Below are 4,390 nucleotides of genomic sequence, written 5' to 3'. Positions count from 1 at the left end.
CCCCCGCCAGCATCTGCTGCTCGCCGCCGGACAGGCGGGTGCCCTGGCTGTAGCGGCGCTCGGCGAGGTTGGGGAACATGGCGTAGATCTCATCCACCGACATGCCCTTGTCAGCGCCCTTCAGCGCGGGAGGCAGCATGAGGTTTTCTTCGGCCGACAGGCTGGCGAAGATGCCGCGCTCCTCCGGACAGTAGCCGATGCCGTGGTGCGCGATGCGGTGCGTGGGCATGCCGATGGTCTCGACGCCATGCACCTTGATGCTGCCCTTGCGCGTGCCGGTCAGGCCCAGGATGGCGCGCATCGTGGTGGTACGCCCTGCCCCGTTGCGGCCGAGCAGCGTAACGACCTCGCCCGGCTGAACCACCATGTCGACGCCGTGCAGCACGTGGGATTCGCCGTACCAGGCATGCAGGTCCTTGATTTCGAGTGCAGGGGCGCTCATTCAATGGGCTCCCTGAAGCTGGCCGTCGGTGGTGCCCATGTAGGCTTCCATCACCTGCGGGTTGCGCGAGACTTCGGCATACGGCCCCTCGGCCAGCACGGCGCCGCGCTGCAGCACCGTGATGGTGTCGGCGATGGTGGAGACCACGCTCATGTTGTGCTCCACCATCAGGATGGTGCGGCCGGCCGAGACGCGCTTGATGAGCTCGGCCACGCGGTGCACGTCCTCGTGGCCCATGCCCTGCGTAGGCTCGTCGAGGAGCATCAGCTCGGGCTCCATCGCGAGCGTGGTCGCGATCTCGAGCGCGCGCTTGCGGCCGTAGGGCAGGTTCACGGTCTGCTCGTCGGCCAGTTCCTCGAGGCCGACCTCGGCCAGCAGCGCGCGGGCGCGGGCATCGAGCGGCTCGAGCGTCTTCTCGCTCTTCCAGAAATGGTAGGAGGTGCCGAGCGCGCGCTGCAGTCCCAGGCGCACGTTCTCGAGCAGGGTGAGATGGGGGAAGACGGCGGAGATCTGGAAGGAGCGGATGATGCCGCGGCGCGCGATCTGCGCGGGGCGCTCGCCCGTGATGTCCTGGCCGTTGAAGAGGATGGTCCCCGAAGTGGGCTCGAGGAACTTGGTGAGAAGGTTGAAGCAGGTCGTCTTGCCCGCGCCGTTGGGCCCGATCAAGGCGTGAATGGAGCCGCGCACCACCTTCAGGTCGACCTTGCTGACGGCGGTGAAACCCTTGAATTCCTTGGTGAGCTGGCGTGTCTCGAGAATGATGTCGCTCATCTCGCGCGGTCGCCCGGGTGCTGGCAGGAAAGATCAGTCATGCGGTCCATCTGAGCGCGTGCCACCATGGCTGCGCGGAACGCATTGTTTGCAGCCGCAGCAGGACTTGCCTACTGGGGCAAATGCCTATCTAGCTCGCCCACCAGCGGCCCGGCAAAGCCGGTTCCGCGGTGTTCCCCGAAGGCTTGCTTGTTTCAAGCTCGCGGTGGTTCTTGAATTTCAGTGCGCGCCTGCCGCAGCGTCCGATGCGCCGCCGCTGCGCGCGGGCTTCGCGAGCCACACGAAGGGAATCAGCAGGAGGAACAGCACCGCCGATGCGTAGAACACATCATTGGCCGCCAGCATGAAGGACTGCTGGTCCACGATATGGTTGAGCTGCCCCAGCACCTGCTCGGCGGAGAGGCCGCCGGCGCTCAGCCCCGCCATCGCGCTGCTGGCGGCGGCATTGCCCGGGTTGACCGACTCGACCAGTTGCGCATGGTGCAGCGCGGCGCGGTTCTCCCACACGGTGGTCGCGATCGAGGTGCCCACGGCGCCCGCCGTGATGCGCGCGAAATTCGACAGGCCCGAGGCCGCGGCGATGCGATCGGGCGACAGGCCCGAGAGCGTGATCGTCACCAGCGGGACGAAGAAGAAGGCCATCGCGACGCCCTGGATCACCGTCGGGATCATGATGGTCCAGAAGTCGGCCTGGGTGTTGAAGTTCGAGCGCATCCACAACACGAGCGCGAACACCAGGAAGGAGAAGGTCGCGTAGCGCCGCGGATCGACCTTGCCCACCGTGAGTCCGACGATCGGCGAGAACACGATCGCCAGCAGCCCGACCGGGGCCATGATCATGCCGGCCTGCGTGGCCGTGTAGCCCATGAACTGCTGCAGCCACAACGGCAGGATCACCACGTTGCCGAAGAACAGCCCGTAGGCCACGGCGGTGGCGAGCGCGCCGGACCAGAAGTTGCGCCGCTTGAAGAGCGACAGGTCGACCACCGGGTGCTTGTCGGTGAGCTCCCAGACGAGGAAGAAGGCGAAGCCGACCACCGCCACCACCGCCATCGCAACGACCTCGGGCGAATGGAACCAGTCGAGCTCCTTGCCCTTGTCGAGCATGAGCTGCATCGAGCCCACCCACAGCACGAGCAGCGCCAGGCCGATGCCGTCGATCGGCACCTTGCGCGTGGTGCTCTCGCGCTTGTGGTAGATGCCCCAGGTGATGCCCGCGGCGAGCAGGCCCACGGGTATGTTGATGTAGAAGATCCAGGGCCAGGAGATGTTGTCGGTGATCCACCCGCCCAGCAGCGGCCCCATGACGGGCGCGACCAGCGTGGTCATCGACCACATCGCCATCGCGAGCCCGGCCATGGCCTTCGGGTAGCTCGACAGCAGCAGCGTCTGCGACAGCGGGATCATCGGCCCGGCCACGAAGCCCTGCAGCGCGCGGAAGGCGATCAGCATGGTCATGTTGGGTGCCAGGCCGCACAGCCAGGAGCTGATGATGAACAGCAGCACGCTGGTCATGAACAGGCGCACCTGGCCGAAGCGCTGCGTCAGCCAGCCGGTGAGCGGCACGGCGATCGCATTGGCGACCGCGAAGCTGGTGATGACCCAGGTGCCCTGCGTGGAGCTCACGCCCAGGTCGCCCGAGATGGCCGGAAGCGATACGTTCGCGATCGAGGTGTCGAGCACGTTCATGAAGGTCGCGGCAGACAGCGCGATCGTGCCCCACAGGCGGGCCGAGCCCTCGAGCGGAGGATGAGCGGCGGCAGGTGGGGCGGGCGGTGCGGCGATCGCCATCGTCGTGCCCTGCTTCAGATCGGGTTGACGTGCGAGCGCGGGCCCGGGGCGGGCACGGCAGCGACGGGCGGCTTGGAGGATGTGTTCGCGAGCGCCGCGCTGCGGCCCAGGTTGGCCGCGATGATGCGCTGCACCTCGGCATCGGCGCCCTGGTCGAGCTGGCTGTAGACCTGCGTCCGGGCCAGGGCGCTGGCGCGCGGCGCGTCGGCCAGCATCTTGCCGCCCTTCTGCCGCACGTCGACCTCGACGTCCATCGACAGGCCCACGCGCAGCGGGTTGGCCTTGAGCTGCCCGGCGTCGAGCGCGATCCGCACTGGCACCCGCTGCACCACCTTGATCCAGTTGCCGGTGGCATTCTGCGCCGGCAGCAGCGCAAAGGCAGCACCGGTGCCCACGCCGAGGCCGGCGACATGGCCGGTGTATTCGACCCTCTTGCCGTACACGTCGGCGATGAGCTTCACGGGCTGGTCGATGCGGATGTTGCGAAGCTGGACTTCCTTGAAGTTGGCATCGACCCACAGCTGGTCGAGGGGCACGATCGACATCATGGGCGTGCCGGCCGCGACGCGCTGGCCGAGCTGCACGGTGCGCTTGGCCACGTAGCCTTCGACCGGCGCGGGCAGCGCGACGCGCTGCGTCGCGAGATAGGCTTCGCGAACCTTGGCCGCGGCGGCCTGCACGCTGGGGTGCTCCTCGACGCTGGTGCCTTCGGTGAGCGACTGGTTGCTGGCCAGCTGCTCGCGCGCCGCGAGCACGCCGGCCTGCGCCGCGGCCAGCGCGCTCTTCGCGTTGGCGAGCGTGGTCTCGGCGTGGTTGAGTTCTTCCTTCGACACCGCGCCGTTGCCCGACAGCGCCTGGCGGCGCCTGAGGTCGTCCTGCGCCCGCGCGATGTCGCTCTTCGCCTTGACGATGTCGGCCTGGCGCAACGAGACCTGCGCGGCCAGCGAACCATTGTTGGCGTAGAGCGTGCGGACCTGGCGCACCGCCTGGCCGAGCGCCGCCTCGGCCTGCTCGAGGGCCACCTCGGCATCGGCGGGGTCGAGCTGTACCAGCGGCTGGCCGGTCTTCACCAGATCGGTGTCGTCGGCCATGATGGCCATCACGGTGCCGCCGATCTGGGGCGTGATCTGGATCACGTTGCCCTGCACGTAGGCGTTGTCGGTCGACTCGTAGTGGCGCGCGACCAGCCATTCGTAGGCGCCCCAGCCGGCGCCGGCAACGACGACGGCGGCGGTCAGTCCGGCGAGGGCGCGGCGTCGCTTGCCGTTGGAGGCCGGCGCCTCGGCCGGGACGTTCGCATCGGTTGTGTTGTTGCTGTTCATGGGATGTCCTTCGGATTCGCGCAATGTGCTCAGGGGTGCCGCGGCGCCCTCTGGCTGGCATCGG

The 4,390-nt window shown here is 68.1% G+C and carries 4 protein-coding genes; all 4 read right to left on the bottom strand.

Going from position 1 to position 4,390, the window contains the following annotated elements; translation table 11 throughout:
• Nucleotides 1-442 (bottom strand): ABC transporter ATP-binding protein (locus APY03_RS44010; protein ID WP_232324324.1); only part of this gene is annotated, 442 nt, incomplete at its 3' end.
• Nucleotides 443-1,213 (bottom strand): ABC transporter ATP-binding protein, encoded by a 771-nt coding sequence (locus APY03_RS18345; RefSeq protein WP_068678792.1) that lies wholly within the window; start codon nt 1,211-1,213, stop codon nt 443-445.
• A gap of 219 nt (nt 1,214-1,432) precedes the next feature.
• On the bottom strand, nt 1,433-3,004 hold the full coding sequence (locus APY03_RS18340) for a DHA2 family efflux MFS transporter permease subunit (protein ID WP_083944451.1): 1,572 nt from the start codon (nt 3,002-3,004) through the stop codon (nt 1,433-1,435).
• A gap of 14 nt (nt 3,005-3,018) precedes the next feature.
• Nucleotides 3,019-4,326: an HlyD family secretion protein gene (locus APY03_RS18335; protein WP_068678847.1), complete on the bottom strand. Its 1,308-nt coding sequence runs from the start codon at nt 4,324-4,326 to the stop codon at nt 3,019-3,021.
• Nucleotides 4,327-4,390 lie beyond the last annotated feature (64 nt).

Source organism: Variovorax sp. WDL1, from assembly GCF_001541225.1.
Classification (GTDB): domain Bacteria; phylum Pseudomonadota; class Gammaproteobacteria; order Burkholderiales; family Burkholderiaceae_C; genus Variovorax.
This window is presented reverse-complemented; position numbering and strand designations above follow the sequence as displayed.

Excerpts from the sequence above, each read along its gene's own strand:
- APY03_RS18345 (WP_068678792.1), bottom strand. The coding sequence starts at position 1,213 with ATGAGCGACATCATTCTCGAGACACGCCAGCTCACCAAGGAATTCAAG.
- APY03_RS18340 (WP_083944451.1), bottom strand. The coding sequence starts at position 3,004 with ATGGCGATCGCCGCACCGCCCGCCCCACCTGCCGCCGCTCATCCTCCG.
- APY03_RS18335 (WP_068678847.1), bottom strand. The coding sequence starts at position 4,326 with ATGAACAGCAACAACACAACCGATGCGAACGTCCCGGCCGAGGCGCCG.